We start from the raw sequence: 23,440 nt of genomic DNA on the forward strand, positions 1-23,440 counted from the left end.
AATATTTAATTATCATAATAAAATCGTCCGAAAAATTGCTTTAGTCCAAAAATTAAATAACAAATTATCTTTTTAAATTAAATTTTATCCTTTAAATATTCGTTTAAGTTATCCAGACGTACAATACTGAATGATTGTTCATTAAAAATTGAGGAGGGGATTATGTCCGATAAAGTAGAAGCGGTTAAAAAACTGTTTACTTCGAAAAGTTCGCGCGTCGAAACGAACAAGGGTGATACGTATTATCAAGACTTGTTCGAAAAATGTGAGGCGCGTTTGAATGAAATGCGTGCCCAGACACCTGCTAACAAGCTTGATTTTGCCGATCTTTTAGAAGAAAACGGGATTGATCGACGCGAGTTTATGAAATGGGCGAGTGCGACAACTGCGATGTTGATGCTTCCTCCGATGTTCACACCGTTGGTTGCGGATGCTGCCGTGATGATGAACCGTGCGCCGGTTATTTGGCTTGAACTTCAAGACTGTGCCGGTAACTCGGAAGCACTATTGCGTGCAGACGGGCCAAAAATTGATGAAATCGTTTTGGACATAATTTCTCTCGAATTTCATGAAACACTTCAAGCTGCTTCCGGTCATCAGGCTGAGAAACAACTTGAAGAGGCGATGGAACATTTCAAAGGAAAATATCTCTTGTTCGTTGAGGGTGCTATTCCGATGGGAATGGAGGGTCAATACGGCACGATCGGTGCAAGCGGTGAAACATTCCATGATCATTTAGTACGCTGTGCTGAAAATGCGGCGGCGGTAGTCGCGGTCGGAAGTTGTGCTACATTCGGCGGTATTCCTGCGGCTGCTCCAAATCCTACGGGTGCTGTCGGAGTTATGGACGTTGTTAAAAACAAACCGCTTATCAATATTCCGGCATGTCCGGCAAATCCTGCCAACATGGTCGGAGTCATTTTGCATTATGTATTGACAGGGCAAGTACCGGAACTTGATTCACTTCTCCGTCCGAAATTTGCATTCGGTTACCGCATCCATGATAACTGTGAACGCCGCGCGCACTTCGATGCGGGTGAGTACGTTGAAGAGTGGGGAGATGTCGGTGCGCAAAACAACTTCTGTCTCTACAAAATGGGATGTAAAGGACCGATGACGTTTAACAACTGTTCTATCGTCCGTTATAACGAAGCGGTGAACTGGCCAATCGGAGTCGGACGCGGTTGTATCGGATGTTCGGAACCCGATTTCTGGGATAAATATGCGTATGAGCGTCCGATGGCGGATGCAAAAATCAAAGCACCTACGGGTGGAGTTGAAAAAACCGTTGATGAATTCGGTTTGGGATTGTTGACTGCAGCCGGTATCGGTATTGCGATCCATGCAGCAGCCAGCACCGTAGCCGGTAAACGAGAAAATTCAGGAGAGAACCATGAGTAAGCATATAGTAGTTGATCCTATTACCCGTATTGAAGGGCATTTACGTATTGAAGCGGTCATTGATGATAATAACACGATTGTAGACGCGTACAGCGCTTCGACCATGTTTCGTGGGATTGAAACGATTTTACAAGGGCGTGATCCACGTGACTGCGGACTTTTGGCGATGCGTATCTGCGGTGTTTGTACCGGTACCCACTATCAACGTTCTATCGAAGCGGTAGAGGATGCGTTTAAGATTACGATCCCTAAAAATGCGCGTCTTGTTCGTAACTTAATCCAAGGTGCACTTTATTTGCATGACCATGTGGTTCACTTTTATCATCTTCATGCTCTTGACTTCGTAGATGTGGTTTCGGCTCTCTCTGCCGATCCGGCTAAAACTGCGGCAGAAGCACGTAAATGGGCGAGTGTCGCCGGTGAATCTCCGTTTATCGATGGAGAAAGCCAATTTAAAGAGATTCAAGATCGTGTTGCAAAATTTGTAAAACAAGGTCGTTTGGGTATTTTCGGAAACGGTTACTGGGGTAATCCTCATTATAAATTGACACCGGAACAAAACCTTATCGGTGTTGCTCACTATTTGCAAGCGTTGGATATTCAACGTGATATGGCAAAAATGCAAGCAATTTTCGGGGGTAAAAATCCGCATCCTCAATCCATAGTTGTCGGTGGAGTAACGTGTGTTCAGGATATTCAAAATCCTGCACGTATCGCGTTGTTCAAATCTCTATTGCTAGAAGGGCGTAAATTTGTCAAACAAGCGTATTTGCCGGATGTTTACATGGCAGGTACCATGTATGCGGGTGAAGCGACTGACTCTAAAGCTACCTTTACTGAATTGATGGGGGGCAAAGGTGTCGGCGGAACCGGCGGCGGTCTTCTAAATTTCATGAGTTATGGGGATTTCCGTCTCGATGATACCGGCTTTTACAGCTCTGCACTCCTTTTCCCAAGCGGTGTAGTGATGGGGGGAGATATCTCTAAAGTACTTCCGTTGGAACAAGATAAAATTGCGGAAGACGTAACGCATGCTTGGTATAAAGGGGATAAACCTCTCCATCCGTATGACGGACAGACGATTCCTGAATATACGGGGTTAGATAAACGAGCTGATGGTATCGCGTATCTTAAAACCAAAGAGAAATACAGCTGGATTAAATCACCTATCTACAACGATACGCGTGTAGAAGTTGGGCCGTTGGCTCGTATGGTCATCGGTGTGGCGGCTAAAGACAAACGTATTACAAAATACGTTACCGAATTCTTGGAACGCGGAAATCTTCCGGTTGCGGTATTGTTCAGTACGGTCGGGCGTACTGCGGCACGTGCTATCGAGACATCGCTTATGAGTGACGTGATGATCGAATGGATTGATGAATTGGCTAAAAATGTTCTCTCCGGAGATAAAAGTACATGGACCGAATTTGATTTTGATGAAGTGAGCGTAAGTGCGAAAGGTCGCGGTATGGCGGAAGCTCCACGCGGCGCACTCGGTCACTGGGTGAGTATTGCGGATGGTAAAGTCGTAAATTATCAAGCGGTCGTACCTTCAACATGGAATGCAGCTCCACGTGATCATAAAGGACGTCTCGGTGCGTATGAAGCGAGTTTGATCGGAACCAAAGTGGCTAATCCGGAACAACCGTTGGAAATTATCCGTACGATTCATAGTTTTGACCCTTGTATCGCATGTGCCGTACACGTTGTCGATACCAAAGGTAAAGAGCTTGCTGTTTACAAAGTAGATACCTCTTGCAGTATCTAAGGAGATAATCATGAAACAGGGGTACAAACAAGTCAAACGTATGACACCCGCAATGCGCATCATCCACTGGGTGAATGCGATTTGTATGATCGGTGCCATCGTGAGCGGTCTTTACATCGGTCATCCGTACTATCAGACGTTGATAGCAGACGGTGCTGTCGATAAGTATGTTATGGCGTGGAACCGTTACGGCCACTTTATTATTGCGATTATTTTTGACGTCACGTCAGTCATTATCGCTTATTTGTATTTTTTCAGTCGCTTTGAAAAGCCTTATAAAAAGCTGATTCCAAATACGCAAAATATTACTGAATTTAAAGCGGTATTGGTTAATTTACTAACGCTTAATCGTAAAAAAGAGTTTGATTCCTCCCATGCGGACAGTTTCAATACCGTCTATTTTACGATTTTCCATCTATTATTGATTTGGATGCTTTTAACAGGGCTTCAATTATATGTGCATGGATTGGGTTCAGGTATCAGTTCTATCGGCGCTTGGTGGCCTTGGATGTTGCATTTGGCAACCGATTGGACGATTTTTGTCACCGGCGGTACGTTGATGGATGTACGTATCTCTCATCATACGACGATGTGGCTGATTATTTGTTGGGTAGTCTTTCATATTTATTACCAAGTATGGAGAACCATTTTTTGGAAAGAGGCGGATATCGCTATTGTTATCGGCGGATCGAAATTCGTCAAAGAATAAAAGTTCACGGACATTTGTCCGTGACTCTTTTTGTTCACTCTCTTTTGAAGAGGGTGAGTAAAGAGAGCAAAGGACGGCTATGGCATTTACGTTAGAGGTAATGACCTCACATTCACAACCGACGATTAAAAATTATTTGATTTCTATTATCCGATCTTTTGGGATAAAAGCGGTTGTCCACCAGCAAAAAAATAAAATCATTTGCGCGTTTGAAAGCAATCATGAAAAGCTTCAAGAATGTTTGGAAACGATAGCATCTACTTTGCCGGCATCTTGCTTTATGAGTAGCTCTCAACATTACGAAATGGAGGGAGAACCGGAGGCTATTCCCGATTTTAACCAAGAATACCCCCTCTCATTGGGATTGTGTCCGAGCTGTCAAAAAGAGATATTTGATCCCTCTTCAAAGCGCTATTATTATCCCTTCACCCAATGTACCCATTGCGGCGGGCAATATACTTTTTTTGAGCATTATCCCTATATTCGTGCCAATACGGTTTTTTCGTATCTCAAACCATGTCCGACATGTGAAGATGAATCGAAACAGTTAGGCCGTCGTGAAAAACAGGTATTGAATTCTTGCCATGAGTGCGGTATTCCCGTAAAACTAACACACAAGGAGAAAGAGCGCTATGCGAATGACGCGGGGAGTTTTCGAACCATGTTTGAAGTTGCGGCCAAAGCATTGCGCGACGGTAAAACGCTCCTTATGAAAACGACGATGGGATACCGTCTGTTTTATCGTAGTGAAACGCTCTCTCCTCACGCAGTCTTAATGTTGCTCAATGCGGTTAAAATTACCGATTATTGCTCTTTGATTCATGATGAGTTTAACGCATTGCTGAGTATTGAGCGTCCGATTTTGCATGTCGCACTCAAAGATGAAGCATTGCGCAGTACCTTTGGGACAAGCATCAATGTGAAATATCCGGATGAGGGTTTTTCTATTCTTCTTGCGAAAGTGCTGACTCTTTTGGGACTTGACTATATCACGTACGAAGCGCTGGACGTAGCGGTAGAAGCCGATTTTGTGATGGAATTTGACCTCAATATTCATGCGCAAAGCGATATGCATCTTTTTATCAATAAAGATATTAAATTTATCGCTTCGGGTGAGCGCGTCTCTTTCCCCTCACGCCTTGCTTACGGTACCGATACGCTCAGTATTGCGCACGCTCTGGTCGGTATCAAAGATGACAAAGGGGTGTTATTTGATCAAATGGAGCGGTTTGCCTCGGCATCTGCCCTCAAGGTAAATCAGCTTGAGAATGAAACCCCTGCGGTTGAATCGAGCAATTTTCATCCTATCTCTGAAGATGAAGCCTCGTTTATGTCGGTTATCGCCGAACACAATAAATTCGGAACGAAAGCAGTAGGTGCTTATTTTCAGGGGGAACCCTCATTTTTGTATTATGACGGCAAAAAAGTGATTCGGGTTGTCCCCCCGAAACACTTTAGTTCAGTGGGATTGATCGATGCTATGGCCACATTGCGTGAGGGATCGGATAGATTAATGGTTAATGTAGAAAAGAACCATACACAGCTGTACGCGCTTCTTTTAAAAATTGAACAAAGCAACGTGAACCTTTTTGAAGCAACGGCGATGATTTTAGGACTAGAAGAAGAGAGTTTTGAGGGGGTGATGAAAGAGGCCCTTAAATTTATAGGCAAGGGGGGGCTTCAAATCGATACCAAAGTAGAAGACAACCGATTCAACCATGTCGCATTTTTAGCGAGTATTATCAGTTATCGCCTTGCGGGTGTCGATTCAGTTTATCTTAGCTATTCTATCTTTGAATCTTTTGGAGACTATTTCAGTGAGCTTTTGAGTGAGATTAAAAGCAAAACAAAAGCAACTGAGATTGTATTGTGCGGCTCGTATTTTGCGAGTCAATCACTTTTTAGCCGCTTGCAGAGGAACTTAAAAAACACCCCTCCGCTTTTAAATATGAGTTATCCGATAGGGAAGGAAAATTGCGTTGTCGGCGGAGTCTTCATCTAACCAAAGCGTTACCATACGGATAAAAGGGATAGTTCAAGGGGTCGGATTTCGCCCTTTTGTCTATCGTGAAGCCCTCTCTCACGCGATTGTCGGATTTGTTGTAAATACTCCCGATGGAGTCGTCATCGAGGCTGAGGGATCAGAGTGTAATTTGTTTATCGAGAGTTTGCATGCCAATCTTCCCGAACGCGCTCGTATCGATTCGATTGAAATATTGCAGCGTGAAGCCATCGGCTATAGCGATTTTGAAATCCGCGACAGTACTTTGGGTGAGGGGAGTGTCGCCATTCCTCTTGATACGGCACTCTGTCATGCGTGTCAAGCGGAGATGGATGATCCTCTCAATCGTCGCTACCGTTATCCGTTTATCAACTGCACCGACTGCGGGCCTCGTTATACGATTATACAAATACCCCCATATGATCGTGTCCGTACCTCTATGAAACATTTCACGATGTGTCAACAATGTGAAGCAGAATACAATGATCCGATGTCACGCCGTTATCATGCCGAACCGATTTCATGCCCGCAATGCGGTCCGCAATTAAAGTTTCTCGATAATAAAGGAAACGAAATAGCGGGAGATCCTGTCGATCTGGCGGTGCAAATGCTTAAATCGGGAGAAATCATTGCACTGAAAGGGCTGGGTGGATTTCATTTGATGTGTGATGCTACTTCAAAGAGTGCCGTATCCCAATTACGCGAGCGTAAGCGTCGTAAAGCCAAACCTTTGGCGGTTATGTTTCGCTCATTAGAGCAGCTCGAAGCGTATGCCGAGATTAATGAGACGGAGAGAGCCCTGATTAGCGGAGTGATCAAGCCGATTGTGATTGTTCGTGCCAAAGGGGGGACAAACCTCTCTTCGCTTATTGCCCCTGGAATTGATCGGCTAGGGGTTTTTCTCCCTTACACACCGTTGCATCGGCTCCTTTTTGAAACGGTTGATTTTCCGTTGGTCGCTACCAGTGCCAACATTAGCGATGAGCCGATTATCGTCCGTACCGAAGAGATTTCCCGTAGATTAGGTCATGTCGTGGAGGGGATTTTATCGCATGAACGCTCTATTATTAACCCCCTTGATGACTCGGTAGTTCAGGTTGCAGAGGGACGTGTGACGCTTCTTCGGATGGGGCGTGGATTCGCTCCGCATACACTCTATGGATCACACCGTTTTGAAAAAAGTATTTTGGCGGTCGGTGCGCATCAAAAAAGTGCTATTGCCCTTGGTATCAAAGAAAATATGATCCTTAGCGGCCATATCGGAGATTTGGGGAGTGTAGAAGCGGATAATTATTTTGAAAAAACAGTACAAACTTTCAAACGCTTTTATGAGTGCGAGCCGACTTTGCTCATACACGATCTACATCCGCACTACAGTTCTACACGCTATGCATCCGTTCAAAAAAGAGAACATTACGGCATTCAGCACCATTATGCCCATATCTTGGCGTGTATGGCAGAATACGGCCTTAAGGAGAAAGTGCTCGGATTTGCATTTGACGGAACCGGATACGGGGAAGACGGGAGCCTTTGGGGCGGTGAAGTGTTGATCGCCGATACACATGGATATGAGCGGAGCGGACATCTAAAACCGTTTGCCCTTTTGGGTGGGGATAAAGCGATTAAAGAACCCCGACGGATTGGATTATCGCTGTTATTTGAATGTTTTAGCCTCGATGAGGTGCTCACTCTGAAATCTCCGACAACAGAATCGTTTTTACCCCATGAAATACGGACCCTCCATCATATGTGGGTTAAAAAACTGAATGCTCCGCTTAGCAGTTCCATGGGACGATTGTTTGATGCGGTCGCTTCGTTGGGAGGGTTTATCCAGAGTCTTGATTATGAAGGGCAGGGGGGGATGATCATGGAATCGTTTGTGGATGTCACCGTAGAGGGAGTGTTTGCATTTGAAGTTCATAATGGGGTGATTGACCTTTCTCCGATGATTAGAGAGATTATTGCTATGGGTGAGGATGCGGATACTAAAAGGGTTATTGCCAGCCGTTTTCTTGCTACGATAGAAGAGATCATTCACTATTTCGCGAGGCTGTACCCTGAATTACCGATTGTTATCGGGGGCGGAGTATTTCAAAACCGCGCGTTGATGAGTCGGCTGTACCGACGTTTCGGAAGTACTCGGTTTTATGCTCAGCAGCAAACGCCGATCAATGACGGCTCAATCGCGCTCGGACAACTTTATTATGCGATACATAATACTGAAAAATACCCCAAATGAATTCCGCTATAATTTTTGTATTTTGTGAATGAGATAGAGATTGTGAAGGAAAAATGTGAAAATTGACTTTGAAGAAACTCAACATGGCAACCCTTATGAGTTGACAAAAAAACAGCATTTTATTCCCAATGAAAGTATTAAAAGATTTTCTGACAATAACGGAAAAGTTCAGGTAAAGCATTTAAAAACAAAAAAACAGCAAATAGTATGCACATCTCCTGATGATGAAATATTTTGGGTAACGAGGCTTTGGGATCAACGGGCTGAAAATGGTTATATGAAAAAAATTGAAGATGCCTTTCAAGGACTAGTTGATAAGGTTATTCAAAATGAGGTTACCTCTTTTGATGATACTCAAAATAAAATTATTTGTGATATGTATACATTGTGGGAATGTAGAATATTGTGTATAGAAGAATTTTTAAAGAACCCAAAGCTATTTGTTCAATTAAGTGGGATTGATGGAGAAACTCTTACAAAAAACGAACAAGAAATATTAGAGAGTAAACACTTCGCATATGTGACTGAAAATGTAGAAATACCAAATAGGAGTTTGATTGGAGATCAATGTCAATTAAAAATTATTGGCTCTCCATATAAAAATATCAAATGGGGTATATTAAAATCAAGTTATAAAGAATTTGTTATGTCAAGTAATCCAATAATACGGCATAATGAAAATCCCCCAACTATTATTTTTCCAATTTCTCCATTTTATTGTATTGTTTCTACTGTTGTTTATCAAGTTGTAGATGATAAAGATATTGAAGAATTAAATAGCGTAATAATTCAAAATTCAAAATGGTTTTATTTTGGAAGAAATTTAAAAAAATGAGACAGGCTGAACCAAAATGAACAACCAAATGAGGACAACTAACTAATGCCGTGGCGACATAAACCCATAGAGATATACAAAATTCCCGATGTTGATTATTTTCTTTTTATGGATGAAAGCGGTGAACATAACCTCAATAATTTCGATAACACCAAACCCGTATTCACTCTCAATGGAGTCATGGTCGAAGTCAAACAATATACTACTTTCAAACGTCGGATCAATGCGTTCAAAGATACGTACTGGGAGAATGGATGCTTTTTAGACAAAGGGAAACATCCTAAAAAAGTGTGTTTTCATAGTCGTGAGATTCGACGGCGTAGCGGTGCGTTTTCTAAACATTATTTCGACGATGTACAATACAATCAGTTTATGGACGAATTGACCTCTATGATGCAAGAGTTGTCATTTGAACTTATTGCCGCTTGTATCGATAAACAAACGCTTGTATCACGCTATATTCATCCTAAAGAACCATATGAATTGGCTTTGGAGTTTATCATCGAACGGTTTGCCAAATTTTTAAATACCCAAAATAAGACGGGGATTATAATTTTAGAATCACGTGGGACGAAAGAGGATGCAAAATTATTGGAGTTATTTTTAGAGTTATTCAATGATGGAACGAACTTTGTAAGTCATCGTGTGTTGCAAAGAACGATCACGGCGGGATTATACTTTAATCCGAAGTGGAACAAAGCAAAAGAGAACCTTGATACGTTTGTAGGATTGGAGATTGCCGATTTATGTGCTCATCCGATAGGACATTTCGCGTTCAAAAACGAAAAATCGAAGCCATTTTTAACAATCGAATCAAAGTTTTTAGGATTTCCAAATTATCAGGGGAAGGGATTGAAGCTGTTTCCATGATAAGCTTACGGGACGGATCCCGTACGCCGACCGACTTTAGCCGATCCACTTGAAAGAATTATACATAATTATTGAAATAATTCAACTGAAAATTTAAAGTTAAAGAAAATGAGGATAGACGAAATGAGCAAACGATATGATGAGATAATTACTACAAAGGAATATCATGGACGCTAAAGTAGCCCTAATCGGTTCAGGAAACGCATTTTTTAAAGATGAAGGAGCCGGGCTCTATGCAGGCAAGTATCTCAAAGAAAATTTTACGTATGAGCCGTCATTAGACATCGTGGATGGAGGAACGCTCGGATTTCGTTTGATGCCGCTGCTTCAGGAGTACGAATATGTCATTATCGCCAATACCAGCTCCGATGATACCAAAGCAGTAGGGACTATCGAAGTGATGAGCGGTGATGAGTTGATAGCCAATCAAGGGATCAAAAAAACGGCGAATGAGGTGGAAATCACCGAGATGCTCCAAATCTGTTCGATGGCTTCGCATTGTGCGACAACGACGATGATTAGTATCGTCCCCGAAGACATAATCAGTGTATGTGTCGATATTACTCCCGCTTTGCGTACGCAATGGGATAACTATATCAAAGTGATTTTGGAAGAACTCTCAAAATACGGTATTCAGGCTACGAAAAAAAGTGAGATCATGAGTTTAGATGAGATCATAGAGCAGTTTGCTAATCCGAGTATCGAGTACGGTAAAGGGTTCTAATGTCGATTGTTGTATTGGGGGTCGGGAACGTACTCGAAGAGGATGACGGTGTCGGTATCTATGCGTGTGCCTATTTGAATACTAACTATACCTTCACCCCAGAAATCGACATTATAAATGGCGGAGTGGAAGGGATTAATCTGCTTAACCTTTTTATGGAACACGACCGTATCATTATCCTCGATACGATTAATCTCGACGACGAAGCGGGAAGTATCTACAATATCCCCTCCTATGAACTCAGTGGATTTGGTCTTAATAGTGGCGGAGCCCATGAAGTAGGGGTGATGCAATGTTTGGATATGATCGAGCTGATGGGACATCCGCTACCCGAATCAAACGTTATCGGCATCGTTCCCAAAAGTATTACCTTTCATATGGGACTGAGTGTTGAGCTTATGGAGCGATTTGAAGCGTATATAAAAACGGTTATAAACTACCTCAAAACCATTCATATTGATGCGACGCCAAAAGAACCGCACACAGATTTGATAGAGATTATAGAGACGTTTAAATATCCGAGCCGTTAGGGTGGAAATAGAGCCGTTCCAGTATTTTTGAACGTTCATGAAGCGGAGTATTGAACTTAAATTCCGCTTCTTTTAGATAATAAGGGAAGTGTTCACGGCTGACCCCTTTAAACATGGTGATGAAATTTTCAAAATAGTGCCAAAAACGGGTTATCGCATTATCATGTTCGGATATTTTGATAATTTTGCTGGTACGCATGAACTTGGAAAACTCTTTATGATAAATATCTTCGAGATTATCTTCCAAAAATTGTTGTTTAAACATACCTAATGAAGGCATGAGAAGCGTATAAACATTATTGCCGTATTGAAAAGTCAAGAAATTATGGGAGTCAAAAATAGCCGCCTTATCGTTTCTTTTTGATTTTTCAATATAGAGGTACTCTTCGTATTGAGACTCCTGTGTACGGTGAAGGTGGTAGTGTTCTTCACAATACTCGGCACTCAGGTATCGAAATTTCTGGTAGTACTTTAATACCGTAACGTAACTAAGACCCAGAGATTTGGAGGTTAAAAGGGCATTATCATCATCACAAAACGCTTTTATAACACGTTTGATTTGATTAACACGTGTCGGACTGTACTTTTTTTTGCATTGGCTGCATTTGACATTCCCCTCTTTGAGCTGATAGAGAGGTGATGAACAATAAAAACAGTATTGTTTATCTAAATTTAGTTCCATTTTTATCCAAGAAACATTTATTTTAAAGTTCATTATAGTTAAACAAACTATAATTATTTCTAAACTGAACAACAATTCACAAAGGAGTTCATATGCACATTCCGGATGGTTTTATCTCCCCCGCTACCTATCTTCCGGCAACGGTTATAGCAATACCGTTATTGATGGTGGCTTTCAAAAAAACAAAAGAAGCGATTAATGATGAATCTTTTGCATTTCTTTCGTCACTTACCGCTTTTTCATTTGTTGTCATGATGTTTAATATTCCTATTCCCGGCGGTACAAGCGGACACGCTATCGGGGCCGCGATTTTGGCGATATTATTCGGCCCTTGGGTGGCAGCTTTTTGTTTATCTCTTACTCTCTTTATTCAGGCGCTTGTTTTCGGGGACGGGGGGCTTAGTGTCTTTGCAGTCAATTCGCTAGCGATGGGATTTGTCGCTTCATTCACAGCTTTTTATGTCCACAAACTGCTCAAAAACAGAGTTAATAATAATATCGTGTTATTTTTAGCAGGGTGGAGCGGTATCGTTGCCGCATCCGTTGTCGTTGCCTTAGCTTTGGGGATTCAGCCGCTTTTGGGTGTTGATGCCGCCGGTCATCCGATTTATTTCCCTTTTGACTTAAGCGTTACGTTACCTGCGGTTGTCGGTTCACATCTTCTATTTTTTGGGGTGGTTGAGGGATTTGCGACGATGTTAGTTCTGAAGTTCATTGAGAAAATCACCAATCAAAATCCAAATAAAGAGGTTTTAGTATGAGTCAAAACAAAAAATATTTGTTAGCTTTTATCCTGATTGCTATTATACTCACACCGCTTGGTTTGATCGCGCAGGGGCCGGCATGGGGTGAATGGAGTGCAGAAGAGATCAATACGATGATAGGATATGTCCCTCAATCGATAGAAAATACAAAGCCCCTGGTTGAAGCACTTATTCCCGATTATGAAATCAGCGGGTTAAATGCGTTAGCTTCGACGTGGATAAGTGCCGCTATCGGTGCCGCTTTGGTATTTATGATTATGATAGGAATCAAAAAGACGGGTAAACGTGCCAGCTAAAATCTATTTTATCCTCTATATCGGTACCTTAGTAGCTATATCGACGATGAAGAGCTATGAGCCGCTCTTAATCGTACTTGCTTTGTTGGCACTGATCTCAGGTAGGTCGGTCTTTTCGATTGCACGTAGATCCTTTATCTTGGTGGCACTATTTTCATTGTTTATCACGTTGAGCTATTCCTTTACCCTTTATTTGAGAGATGAGTCGTTTTGGCACTACTTTTTAACGGTTAATTTACGCTCATTTGATATGGTATTTTTGACACTGCTGTTTAGCAGGAAAGTGAATATTTATGAAGCGGTTGCATTTTCGAAAGATTTAAGCTTTTTATTGATCTTGAGTGTCTCAAAAATTATGACCATGCAAAGGGCTTTTGCAGATTATACCGATGCCCTAAAATCAAGAACACTCAAAAAACCGACGCGGAATCAGATATATGATTATTTAGGTTCTGCAATCGCCGGATTTTTAGATAAAAACATTAGAGAAAGCAAAGAGAATTTTGAAGCGATGAAGTCAAGAGGTTTTAGTGTTTAAAGCAGAAAATATTACTCTGCAAAGAGAAAACAGTACCATTTTCGAAAAGTTGAACTTAACTATCAAAGCCGGTGAGAAAGTAGTGCTTTTAGGCGTCAACGGCAGTGGGAAAAGTACACTTTTGAAACTGCTTGACGGATTGGTTTTTCCTGATAGCGGAGAGTTATTTTTTGAAGGAAATTCTCTCACTAAAAGTGCTCTGAGACAAAAAGAAAAAAACGAATATTTCCGTCGTAACGTCGGATTGGTCTTTCAAAATATTGATGCGATGCTCTTTAATCCCACCGTATATGATGAGATAGCATTTGGAGCTAGACAACTGGAATTCGATGATGTCGATGCACGGGTACGTAACTATGCCGAGCTGTTCGGATTGACACCGTATCTGCAAAGTGTACCTTTTAAACTCAGTGGGGGACAAAAGCAAAAAGTAGCCTTGGCGTGCGTCATGGCATTATCGCCGAAAGTGTTACTGCTCGATGAGCCGACCAGCGCCCTCGATCCTGCCAGTACCGCCAAATTTCTCGATATTATCGCCGCACTGCCTATCACGACGATTACGGCAACGCACAACTTGGCGATTGCACCGAGACTCGGTGAACGTGTTGTTATTTTGGACGAAAAAGGTAAAATCCTATACGATGGAAGCAGTGAAAACGCGTATGAAATCGATCTCCTCACCCGAGCGGGATTAATAATTTAAAACAAACAAAAAGGAAATAATAATGTGTAAAGATTGCGGATGCTCGATTACGACCAATAACCACCAGCACGGACATACTCATGTCGATGAGTTCGGACGAGAATATACCCACGTTCATGAGCATGAGCATGATACGCAAGAACATCCTCACGAAGGGGGGCATCATCATCACCATCACGGAGAAGATGAACATTCTCATAACCATCAAGCGGCGCATGAGACATTGCACCATAACCCACAGCTTAACGATAGTAAAACGATTGCGGTTATTAAAAAGATTTTGGACAAAAATGACCAAGAGGCACATCATAACCGTGAGCATTTTAACGAGCACGGTGTGTTGGCGATTAATCTGATGAGCTCACCGGGGAGCGGAAAAACAACATTGCTTGAAAAGATGGGAAGCTTGGCCCCGTTTAAATTTGGTGTTATCGAGGGGGATTTGGAGACGTCACGAGATGCGGATCGTCTCACCGCGGTGGGGATTCCTGCCGTTCAGATTCAGACGGGAAGTGCGTGTCATCTGGATGCTTTTATGGTTCATAAAGGGTTGCATGATCTACCGTTGGCCCCGCTGGATGTCTGCTTTATCGAAAACGTCGGGAATCTCGTTTGCCCTGCGAGCTACGATGTGGGATCGCATCTCAACATCGTCCTCGTCTCGATCCCTGAGGGGGAGGACAAGATCGCTAAATATCCCGTCATGTTCCGTGCCGCTGATTTGATCCTTATCACCAAAACCGATCTGTTGCCGTATTTTAAATACGACATCGAGCGGGAGAAAGCCGAAGCGCGAAAGATCAAACCGAATGTCGATATTTTGGAAGTGAATATCAATGACGAGGCCTCCATCATGAATGTGATTGATTGGATTGAATTTAAACGAAAGATGAGAAACTGATTATGTGTTTATCTATCCCCTCAAAAGTGGTCAGTATTGACACCGAAAACAATATTGCTACCGTCGATACCATGGGTATTCAGCGTAATGCAGGGCTTGATTTGATGGAAGAAGGAAGTGTCCAAATCGGCGATTACGTACTCCTTCATATCGGGTTTATCATGAACAAAATCGACGAGGAAGATGCCCTCGAATCGCTCAAAGTGTATCGGGAAATACTCGATACGATGGATGAACAAGATAGGCTTGCTGCAATCGCAGAGAGTGATAACTGCCCGAGCGGAGAAGCGCCATGAGCTCTCTCGAACTCAAAGATCTTTACGACGGCTTTCGCAATCCCGAGGTAATTAAAAGCTTTCAGAAGCTGATTGCTTCGGAAGCAGAAAAACTGGATCGTACCGTTAACATAATGGAAGTATGCGGCGGTCATACCCACACGATTATGAAATACGGTTTGACGCAGCTGCTGCCCGAGAATATCAACTTTATCCACGGGCCCGGATGTCCGGTGTGTATCATGCCCAAAGAGCGGATCGATCATGCGTATACTTTGGCGATGCAAGAGGATGTGATTTTGCTCACCCTCGGCGATATGATCAAAGTTCCGGGAAGTCACGGTTCTCTCCAAGACGCCCGTGCCAAGGGTGCGGATGTTCGGTATGTTTATTCGCCGATGGATGCGCTCAAAGTAGCGGAGGAAAACCCGACGAAAAAGATCATTTTCTTCGCAATCGGTTTTGAGACGACGACCCCTATGAGTGCCGCATTGCTCGATGTTGTCATCAAACGTGATATCAAAAACATCTTTTTGCATATCAACCATGTCACTGTTCCCGAAGTGATGAAAGAGCTGATCGATAGCCGCGATGAACACGTTAACAGTTACGATCACCGTATCGATGCCTTTATCGGACCCTCACATGTCAGTGTTATCAGCGGATCGAAGATTTATGCGGTTTTCCCCGAACATTACCGTATTCCCGTCGTTGTTGCGGGATTTGAGCCGGTCGATGTGATGGAAGCGATTTATATGATGATCAAGCAGTTTAACGAGGGACGCAGTGATTTAGAAATCCAGTACAAACGGCTTGTCACCCATGAGGGGAACCTCAAGGCGCAAGCATTGATCGAGAAATATTTTGAAAAAGTGGATCTGTTCAAATGGCGGGGGATGGGAAATGTCCCCAACAGCGGTTTGAAATTGCGTGATGCATTTGCGCCGTACGATGCGGAAGTGCTTTACAAAGAGGTGCTTCCCTACGATGAGATCGACGATCACAAACTCTGTATCTGCGGTGACATTTTGCGCGGATTCGCTAAACCGCAACAGTGCAGTGTGTTTGGAACGGCATGTAAGCCGAGCTCTCCGTTGGGGAGCTGTATGGTGAGTTCAGAGGGGGCGTGCGCCGCTTATTATAAATACGGGAATCTATTATGACAAAAAATATTGTACTCGCCCAAGGCAACGGCGGGGAAGAAAATGGCGAACTGATCTCAAAAATATTTTACAAACATTTTAAAAACGAGATTTTGGAAAAAAGCGAAGATGCGGCGATCATCGACGGCGGGCGTTTAGCCTTTACGACCGACAGTTTTACCGTCAGTCCGATCTTTTTTGACGGCGGGGATATCGGGAAACTTAGTATCTGCGGTACGTGTAACGATCTTGCGATGATGGGGGCAAAGCCTACGTATATGACGTGTGCGGTCATCGTCGAAGAGGGATTTTCGGTCGAAGAGTTGGAGAAGATTGTTCGCTCAATGAAAAAAGAGCTTGAGATTAACGGAGCAATGATCGTTTGCGGTGATACCAAAGTGGTTCCGCGCGGAAGTGTCGATAAAATTTTTATCAATACGACGGGTGTAGGCGTCGTTCAAAAGAGCGGGATATCTTCAAACAGCGTGAGTGAAGAGGATGTAATCATCGTCTCCAACGAGATCGGCAAACACGGTGCAACCATTTTCGCCAACCGAGAGGGGATGGAGTTTAGCAGTAACCTCCAAAGCGATTGTACGTCGTTGTGGCCGTTAGTCGAAAAACTCCTCTCTGAGGGGATTGCGATCACCGCGATGCGGGATGCGACGCGCGGCGGTGTAGCGGCGGTGCTAAACGAATGGGCGAAGCAGTCCAAAATGTGTATCGAAGTAAACGAAGATGCTATTCCTGTGAGCGATGAGGTACGGGGGATTTGCGAAATTTTGGGATTCGAGGCGTACAATCTGGCGAATGAGGGGACGTTCGTTCTCGCGATCAAACACTCCGATGCCGAGCGTGCGGTGGAGGTGTTAAAAACATTCGAAGAGGGTTCAAAGGCGAGTATCATCGCCTCGGTAACCCATCAGCATGACGGACGGGTTCTCCTGCTCAGCCCGTGGGGATCGAAACGGTTTATGGATTTACCGACGGGTGAGTTATTGCCTCGAATATGTTAACTGAGGCGAATTGTGCGTATTTTATTGGTACTCAGCGCTTTTAATTCCCTCTCCCAGCGGGTATTTTGTCATCTTAGAGAGTGTGGAGAGAATGTCGGAGTCGCTTTTGCGATTACTGATACACAGCTCAGCGCGGAAGTGGAAGCCTATGCACCCGATATTATCATCGCCCCGTTTTTAAAGAAGAGAATCCCTGAGCGTATCTGGAGTACGATACCGACGTTTATCGTCCATCCGGGGATTGCAGGAGATCGTGGAGCCCATGCACTCGATTGGGCCATTTTGAATCAATCTTCTGAGTGGGGAGTGAGTATACTGCGTGCTAACGGCGAGTACGATGCGGGGGATATCTACGCACACGGGACATTTACTATGGTGCAGGGGAGTAAAGCGTCCATTTATCGCAATGAAACAACGACCCTGGCAATACGATTGGTGGATGAATTGTTGAGGGTAGTGAATGATCCGACGTTCATTCCTATAGATCAACATACAGAGAGCTTGAGCGGTTCGGCGCACAGAGCGATGACTCAGAGTGATCGCCGGATCGATTGGGAAAACGACTCCACCGAGAGTATTCTGACTAAAGTCCGATCTGCCGACAGCCATCCGGGGGTACTCGATACAATCTTAGGGCTGGAATGTACCCTCTACGGTGCTCATCGTGAGGGGAAACTACGCGGTGGAATCAAAGAGATTCTGGCCAAGCGTGAGGGGGCGATTTGTCTGGGGACGAAAGACGGAGCGATTTGGATTACCCATCTAAAAGAACGTCATCCCCCCAGTATCAAACTCCCCGCAACCTATGTTCTCAAAGATCGTCTTAAAGGGGTGATGGAAGATCGGCTACCGCTGTTTGTAGATCCCTCTTTAGAGACGTTCAAAGAGATCACCTATGTTGAGCGTGATGAGATAGGGTATCTCGGATTTGATTTTCATAACGGTGCAATGGGTGCCCATCAGTGTGTCCGATTAAAATATGCATTCGATCATCTCAAACAATCGGGGATCAAAGTATTGGTCTTGATGGGGGGAGAAGAATTTTTTTCCAACGGCATCCATTTGAACATCATGGAAGACTCCAAAAAATCGGATGAAGACGGATGGTCGAATATCCATTCGATGAACGAAGTGCTCAAATCGATTTTACTGTGCGATGAGGTGCTCACGGTGAGTGCATTGCGACGCAATGCGGGAGCGGGAGGGGTATTTTTGGCTCTTGCAGCCGACGCTGTCGTTGCACGAGAAGGGGTTGTCCTCAATCCCCACTACCAAACACTCGGATTACATGGGAGCGAGTATTGGACTTATACCCTGCCACGCCGTGTCGGAGAGGAAAAAGGAAAAGAACTGACAAATGGCTGTCTGCCGATCAGTGCCGTGTATGCCAAAAAGATCGGTTTGGTCGATACGGTTTTATCGGAAGATGATGAGACTTATTTAGAAGAGTTACATCGTTATTGTTTCTCTTTGTGTGAGGATGAAAAGCGCTATGATGAGTTTTTGGATGCCAAGCGTCAAAAAATCAATCATACCACTTTTGTAGAGGAGATTCAGCGTCATCGTGAGGCAGAACTTGAACAGATGTACCCGAGTTTTTACGATACTGCCAGCGATTTTAACCGTCTGCGTAAAGACTTCGTGTACAAACTGTGTCCTATTCAGACCCCTAACTATTTAAAAGGAGATTTTTATGCATGAGTACTCTATAGTACAAGCACTGTTAACCCAGTGCGAGGATATAGCCCGTGAGAACGAAGCCGAATCGGTCTCGAAAATCGTCGTAAAGATCGGGAAAATGTCGGGTGTTGAGCCGCATCTGCTTGAAATCGCGTTTAATACGTTCAAAGAAAAAACGGTGTGTGACGGAGCAGATTTTGTGATGAACGTTCAGCCGCTCGTGATCGAGTGTAAAGGGTGCGGTGTACAAACGACGTTGGAGGAGATTTACTACAAATGTCCCGCGTGCGAAAGTTTGGATGTCAAAGTGATAGACGGTGAAGATATGTTTTTAATGTCATTAGAGATGGAGTAGGGTATGCAAGAGTATTGGGAATTATATATGAAAACCATCGACGGCGCTATTGCCTCGGTTTTGGTAAACGTCGGAATTTCGGTGGAGTTGCCGAGTGAAGATAAATTTATTGTGGGTTTTATCAAGTTGAAAATGAAATCTCCTAACGATAAAGGGTTGATTAGCGAAGATGAAGAGGCGCAGCTCTCTTTTATCGAAGACAAAATCGAGATGGAGTCATTACGTTATCGTGTCGGGAATTATGTCGGTAAAATCGTCTCTAATGGAGATATAACTTTTATTTACTATCTTAAACACGATTTTGAATGGCCGGATGCAGTCAAAGCGGCAATGAAAGAGTTTCCCGATTATAGTTACGAATACGGCTCAAAACCTGACAGCGAATGGGAGGTATATCACAAACTATTGTTTCCAACCCCTATTGAATGGCAAATCATCCAAAATCATAAAGTGTGCGATCATTTAAAAACTCAGGGAGATTCGCTTCATCTTGCTCGTGCGATTGAGCATAAAGCCTATTTTGAAACAACGGAAAAACGCTCTGAGTTCATCGGCGCGATCGAGACCGAAGGATTTAAAGTCAAAGATCTTATGGATACCAATGAAAACACCCCTATGGTTGGGCTCAGTTTCTATCGTCAAGACAAACCTTTTTACTACGATATTGATACGTTAACACTCCATTTGATCCATCTCTCCATCCAATTCGGGGGAGCCTATGACGGCTGGGAAACGAGTATTGTAAAAATTTAGTAATTTTACACTGAAAGATCATTCACTTTTAAGAAACTTTAATCTATTCACGGTGATAATAAGGATATTAACGTCTCACATAATTATCAAAAGGAGTGAATACATGAGTCCAGAGGAAATCGTGAAAAAAATCGAAGAGAATAAAGGGTTGTCTCGTCGTAGTGCTCTTAAAATGATGGCATTGTCACCGATAGCCGCATCGGTACTTGCAGGAACTGCCGCTCCTACTCCTCTACAAGCATCCTCTTCGGATGCCGTAGGAAAAATTGTTATCGTTGGAGGGGGGTCGGGTGCTCTTATGGTTCTTTCACGTTTGCGAAGAGCTCTATCAAAGCCTGATATCACAATTATCGCACCTAATGAAAAACATGTGTATCAGCCGGGTCAAATTTTTGTAGCTGCGGGAGAGTATGAACCGGAAGATATTATTTTCGATAATACCGGCTATATCGGTGAAGATGTGACGTGGATCAAAGATGAAGTGACAACGTTTGATCCGGATAATAATAAAGTAACGACGAAAGCGGGAACGGTAGTCGAGTATGATTATCTTATAGTTGCGACCGGTGTGCAATACCATTATGAGCAAATCGAAGGACTCACGGCGGATATGCTCGGTAAAAACGGTATTGCAAGCGTCTATCAGAGTGATCTCGCCGCAGGTACGGCTGAGGGGGGTACCATCACCCGTGATTGGTTTAATGCCCTTAAAGAAGCGGCGAAAACCTCTAAACCGCGGGTTATTTGTACCCAACCTTCCACTCCTCTCAAATGCGGCGGAGCACCGCAAAAAATTCTCTGTTTAAGTGATGATTTCCTCCGACGTGAGAAATTAACGGCAGATTTCATCTTTGCAACAGCCTCAGAAAAACTTTTTAGTCTCCCTGAAATCGATGCGGCACTTACAAAAGTACAAAAAGAGTACGGCAATATCACCAATAAGTTCGGACATGAATTGATCGCAATTGATGCCGAGAAAAAAGTAGCTACTTTTTTACATAAATATCAAGTACAAGGTGAATACGACAAAGATTTTGAAGAGTACGATATGATCGATAAAGAAGATGAGGTAAAACTTGAATACGATTTTATCCATATTTCTCCTCCGACGTATGCCGTCGATGCGGTTGCTAATTCACAGCTTGGATGGCAAAAAGGGACGGCAAAAGGGTGGCTTGAAGTGGATCGTGAGACCCTGCAGCACCGTCGCTACAAAAATGTATTCGGAATTGGAGACGTGTGCGGAATTCCGATCGGTAAAACGGGGGGAAGCGCACGTCATCAAGGGCCGATTGTTGTCGGAAACCTAATCTCGGTTATGGAGAAAAAAGAACCTTCACTTAAATTTGACGGTTATACGGTTTGTCCGCTCAAAACGTCGTACGGAGAAATTATTATGGCAGAGTTCAATTATGAGGGGCTTGCACCGTCATTCCCGCTTGATCCGGCACAGCCGAGATGGATTTGGTGGGCATTCGATTTGTACATGCTTCAGCCGATGTACCGTTATTTGATGCTCAATGGATTAATGTAAAGAGTAAATGTTACAAAAATGTTACATTAATACTCACTTAAAATAAAATTGATGAAAAATACATAATTTTTTACGTCAATTTTACACTTTGGTATGCGGTATGCATTAACATCTACATAGATAATAAAAATTATCGAGAGGAAGGTGTTAATACATGAGCAGTGAATACGTGTTAAAGGATACCGATTTCTTGGTATCGCAAACGGATGGCAAAGGGAAGATTCTTTTTGCCAATGAAGATTTTTGTAAAATCGCGGGATATACACTAGAGGAGTTGATCGGTAAGCCGCACAGTATTGTCCGTCATCCGGATATGCCTCGTGCCGCCTTTAAAGATTTATGGGACACGGTTCAAAGCGGTAAAATTTGGACGGGATACGTCAAAAATGCTACCAAAAGCGGCGGTTATTATTGGGTCTATGCTACGGTGTATCCTAATGTAGGATGTGACAGTAAGGGAGACTGCGGTTATTTATCTTGTCGTCGAAAACCCTCTTCAGATGAAATTGCTGAAGCAGAACGTCTTTATAAGACTATGAGTTAAGGGCGGGAAGATGAACAATTCAGTAAAAATAGCAATTCTAGTCGTAGTAGGAGTGGTTGGAACCTTAATCGGAGTGATCACACAAAGCATCGGTGCTTTAATCGGTATAATCATCATCAGTGTTTTCATTTCTATGTGGCTGATCGTAAGCTCAAATACGACAGATGATAGTATCCAAAAACATTTAGATGATTTTCTGCTTCTTATGCAGTTTAAACGTAACCGTCTTCCGAAGTTGGAAGCTGAATCCGGGAGTACCGGCGATAAAGTCAATATTTTGGCAAAAGCGCATGAGGAGATGCTTCTTGCCGATACCTTGGTAGCGGGAGAAATGGTTCTTTTGGCGGATAAAGTGCGACAAGGGCACTATATGTGCCGCGTTGCAAGTGATACCAAGACTCCACACGTCCATTTGCTTCGTAAAACGATGAATACTATGCTCGATGCGACCGAACAGAATATTGACAATGCCATTAAAGTCCTTGAAGCACTGGGGGAAGGGAAGTTTTCTACCCGTGCCGAGATTAAAGTCGAGGGCAAAATGGGACAAATGCTTGAAGAAATCAATAATCTTGGCATAGCATTAGAATCGATGGAACAACAAAATAATGAGGCAAAAGAGATATTGGATAACAATACCAAGCATCTCAAATCAACCATTGAAGAGTTACGATCCACAAAATTCGTAGAACTCAACGGCATGATTAACTCTACCGTAGAGCGGATTCAAAGTGTGGCGGGAAAAGAGCATGAGCTCTCCGGAAATCTTCAAGCGCTTGTCGGAAACGCCCAAGAGACCAAAGCTATTTTGGTCACTATCGGGGACATTGCCGATCAAACCAATCTTTTAGCATTGAATGCCGCTATTGAAGCGGCACGCGCCGGAGAACACGGTCGCGGTTTTGCGGTTGTAGCGGATGAAGTCCGTAAACTTGCCGAACGTACCCAAAAAAGTCTTGCTGAAATTTCCGCGACTATCAATGTTTTGATCCAAGCGATCAATGATAACAGCGAATCGTTACATCAGAATATGGATGAAATGATGGATCTAACCCAATACGTCGGAACTGTAGATCAAAAAATGGATGAACTCCTTGTCTCAATGGATGCTATGAGTTAATAGAGCAGTGCCTAATGTATAGGGGAATTTGAGTATTATTTCAAAAAAATGAGACGGGT

Annotated in this window: 24 protein-coding genes; 23 read left to right on the top strand and 1 reads right to left on the bottom strand. The window is 43.3% G+C overall.

Going from position 1 to position 23,440, the window contains the following annotated elements; all coding sequences use genetic code 11:
* Positions 1–162 precede the first annotated feature (162 nt).
* From RMO68_RS02090 to RMO68_RS02130, 9 genes are all read left to right on the top strand, one after another.
* A complete protein-coding gene (locus tag RMO68_RS02090; RefSeq protein WP_310439051.1) occupies positions 163–1,401 on the top strand; it encodes a hydrogenase small subunit in 1,239 nt (412 codons plus the stop codon).
* Complete coding sequence (locus RMO68_RS02095) at positions 1,394–3,169, top strand: nickel-dependent hydrogenase large subunit (protein ID WP_310439052.1); 1,776 nt, start codon at positions 1,394–1,396, stop codon at positions 3,167–3,169. The genes RMO68_RS02090 and RMO68_RS02095 overlap by 8 nt, the downstream gene beginning before the upstream one ends.
* 10 nt (positions 3,170–3,179) lie before the next feature.
* Complete coding sequence (locus RMO68_RS02100) at positions 3,180–3,878, top strand: cytochrome b/b6 domain-containing protein (RefSeq protein WP_310439053.1); 699 nt, start codon at positions 3,180–3,182, stop codon at positions 3,876–3,878.
* 79 nt (positions 3,879–3,957) lie between these two features.
* A complete protein-coding gene (locus RMO68_RS02105; protein ID WP_310439054.1) occupies positions 3,958–5,880 on the top strand; it encodes a hypothetical protein in 1,923 nt (640 codons plus the stop codon).
* Positions 5,858–8,119: a carbamoyltransferase HypF gene (gene hypF / locus RMO68_RS02110; protein WP_310439055.1), complete on the top strand. Its 2,262-nt coding sequence runs from the start codon at positions 5,858–5,860 to the stop codon at positions 8,117–8,119. The genes RMO68_RS02105 and hypF overlap by 23 nt, the downstream gene beginning before the upstream one ends.
* Before the next feature lie 55 nt (positions 8,120–8,174).
* The gene (locus tag RMO68_RS02115; RefSeq protein ID WP_310439056.1) at positions 8,175–8,954 is read left to right on the top strand and encodes a DUF4238 domain-containing protein; all 780 of its coding nucleotides are present in this window, start codon (positions 8,175–8,177) and stop codon (positions 8,952–8,954) included.
* A 45-nt stretch (positions 8,955–8,999) separates the two neighbouring features.
* The gene (locus RMO68_RS02120) at positions 9,000–9,824 is read left to right on the top strand and encodes a DUF3800 domain-containing protein (protein WP_310439057.1); all 825 of its coding nucleotides are present in this window, start codon (positions 9,000–9,002) and stop codon (positions 9,822–9,824) included.
* Positions 9,825–9,990: 166 nt separating this feature from the next.
* Positions 9,991–10,548: a hydrogenase maturation protease gene (locus tag RMO68_RS02125; protein ID WP_310439058.1), complete on the top strand. Its 558-nt coding sequence runs from the start codon at positions 9,991–9,993 to the stop codon at positions 10,546–10,548.
* Complete coding sequence (locus tag RMO68_RS02130) at positions 10,548–11,078, top strand: HyaD/HybD family hydrogenase maturation endopeptidase (RefSeq protein ID WP_310439059.1); 531 nt, start codon at positions 10,548–10,550, stop codon at positions 11,076–11,078. The genes RMO68_RS02125 and RMO68_RS02130 overlap by 1 nt, the downstream gene beginning before the upstream one ends.
* On the opposite strand, the gene RMO68_RS02135 is transcribed toward RMO68_RS02130, so the two are convergent.
* Complete coding sequence (locus RMO68_RS02135; RefSeq protein ID WP_310439060.1) at positions 11,059–11,760, bottom strand: transposase; 702 nt, start codon at positions 11,758–11,760, stop codon at positions 11,059–11,061. The genes RMO68_RS02130 and RMO68_RS02135 overlap by 20 nt on opposite strands.
* Positions 11,761–11,852: 92 nt before the next feature.
* Here RMO68_RS02135 and cbiM point away from each other — a divergent pair, with 92 nt between their 5' ends.
* The 14 genes from cbiM to RMO68_RS11150 all read left to right on the top strand — a co-directional run bounded on the left by cbiM (position 11,853) and on the right by RMO68_RS11150 (position 23,381).
* Positions 11,853–12,521, top strand: coding sequence for a cobalt transporter CbiM (gene cbiM / locus RMO68_RS02140; RefSeq protein ID WP_310439061.1), 669 nt, complete (start codon positions 11,853–11,855; stop codon positions 12,519–12,521).
* Positions 12,518–12,820 carry a PDGLE domain-containing protein gene (locus RMO68_RS02145; protein ID WP_310439062.1) on the top strand — a complete coding sequence of 101 codons (303 nt, stop codon included), beginning with the start codon at positions 12,518–12,520 and terminating at the stop codon, positions 12,818–12,820. Before cbiM ends, RMO68_RS02145 begins: the two co-directional genes overlap by 4 nt.
* The gene (locus tag RMO68_RS02150; protein ID WP_310439063.1) at positions 12,810–13,358 is read left to right on the top strand and encodes a hypothetical protein; all 549 of its coding nucleotides are present in this window, start codon (positions 12,810–12,812) and stop codon (positions 13,356–13,358) included. Before RMO68_RS02145 ends, RMO68_RS02150 begins: the two co-directional genes overlap by 11 nt.
* Before the next feature lie 10 nt (positions 13,359–13,368).
* A complete protein-coding gene (locus RMO68_RS02155) occupies positions 13,369–14,061 on the top strand; it encodes an energy-coupling factor ABC transporter ATP-binding protein (RefSeq protein WP_409574818.1) in 693 nt (230 codons plus the stop codon).
* 22 nt (positions 14,062–14,083) lie between these two features.
* Entirely contained in the window at positions 14,084–14,962 is an 879-nt protein-coding gene (hypB, locus tag RMO68_RS02160) for a hydrogenase nickel incorporation protein HypB (RefSeq protein ID WP_310439065.1), read from the top strand.
* Positions 14,963–14,964: 2 nt separating this feature from the next.
* Positions 14,965–15,258 (top strand): HypC/HybG/HupF family hydrogenase formation chaperone, encoded by a 294-nt coding sequence (locus tag RMO68_RS02165; RefSeq protein ID WP_310439066.1) that lies wholly within the window; start codon positions 14,965–14,967, stop codon positions 15,256–15,258.
* Positions 15,255–16,400 carry a hydrogenase formation protein HypD gene (hypD, locus tag RMO68_RS02170; RefSeq protein WP_310439067.1) on the top strand — a complete coding sequence of 382 codons (1,146 nt, stop codon included), beginning with the start codon at positions 15,255–15,257 and terminating at the stop codon, positions 16,398–16,400. The genes RMO68_RS02165 and hypD overlap by 4 nt, the downstream gene beginning before the upstream one ends.
* Positions 16,397–17,395 (top strand): hydrogenase expression/formation protein HypE, encoded by a 999-nt coding sequence (hypE, locus tag RMO68_RS02175; protein ID WP_310439068.1) that lies wholly within the window; start codon positions 16,397–16,399, stop codon positions 17,393–17,395. The genes hypD and hypE overlap by 4 nt, the downstream gene beginning before the upstream one ends.
* A gap of 12 nt (positions 17,396–17,407) precedes the next feature.
* The gene (locus RMO68_RS02180) at positions 17,408–19,096 is read left to right on the top strand and encodes a hydrogenase maturation protein (protein WP_310439069.1); all 1,689 of its coding nucleotides are present in this window, start codon (positions 17,408–17,410) and stop codon (positions 19,094–19,096) included.
* Entirely contained in the window at positions 19,089–19,430 is a 342-nt protein-coding gene (hypA, locus tag RMO68_RS02185) for a hydrogenase maturation nickel metallochaperone HypA (RefSeq protein WP_310439070.1), read from the top strand. Before RMO68_RS02180 ends, hypA begins: the two co-directional genes overlap by 8 nt.
* Positions 19,431–19,457: 27 nt before the next feature.
* A complete protein-coding gene (locus RMO68_RS02190) occupies positions 19,458–20,183 on the top strand; it encodes a DUF695 domain-containing protein (protein ID WP_409574816.1) in 726 nt (241 codons plus the stop codon).
* A 103-nt stretch (positions 20,184–20,286) separates the two neighbouring features.
* A complete protein-coding gene (locus RMO68_RS02195; RefSeq protein WP_310439072.1) occupies positions 20,287–21,717 on the top strand; it encodes an FAD/NAD(P)-binding oxidoreductase in 1,431 nt (476 codons plus the stop codon).
* Between the two features lie 154 nt (positions 21,718–21,871).
* Positions 21,872–22,261: a PAS domain-containing protein gene (locus tag RMO68_RS02200; protein WP_310439073.1), complete on the top strand. Its 390-nt coding sequence runs from the start codon at positions 21,872–21,874 to the stop codon at positions 22,259–22,261.
* Between the two features lie 700 nt (positions 22,262–22,961).
* Positions 22,962–23,381, top strand: a complete 420-nt coding sequence (locus tag RMO68_RS11150; protein ID WP_409574819.1) for a methyl-accepting chemotaxis protein — start codon at positions 22,962–22,964, stop codon at positions 23,379–23,381.
* The last annotated feature ends 59 nt before the right edge of the window (positions 23,382–23,440 follow it).

Origin of the sequence: Sulfuricurvum sp. (assembly GCF_031427015.1) — a bacterium.
GTDB lineage: Bacteria > Campylobacterota > Campylobacteria > Campylobacterales > Sulfurimonadaceae > Sulfuricurvum.